At 53.3% G+C, this 255-nt stretch carries 1 rRNA gene; it reads right to left on the minus strand.

Features of this window, described 5'->3' with window-relative positions:
- Positions 1-255, minus strand: a 23S ribosomal RNA gene (locus tag HC175_RS23805); the annotation flags it as partial.

A 255-nucleotide genomic window follows, 5' to 3' on the forward strand; every position in this document is an offset into this window, starting at 1 on the left:
CCCATGCAGCCCGTAAGCTACATGGTTTGGGCTAATGCGCGTTCGCTCGCCACTACTAGCGCAATCACTATTGTTTTCTTCTCCTCCGGGTACTTAGATGTTTCAGTTCTCCGGGTTCGCCCTCCTTGCGGAGTAACATGTCTTCAACATGCTGGGTTGCCCCATTCGGATATCTGCGGATCAACCTGTATGTGCCAGTCCCCGCAGCTTTTCGCAGCTTATCACGTCCTTCATCGCCTCTGAGAGCCTAGGCAT

This window comes from Salinimicrobium oceani (assembly GCF_012037645.1).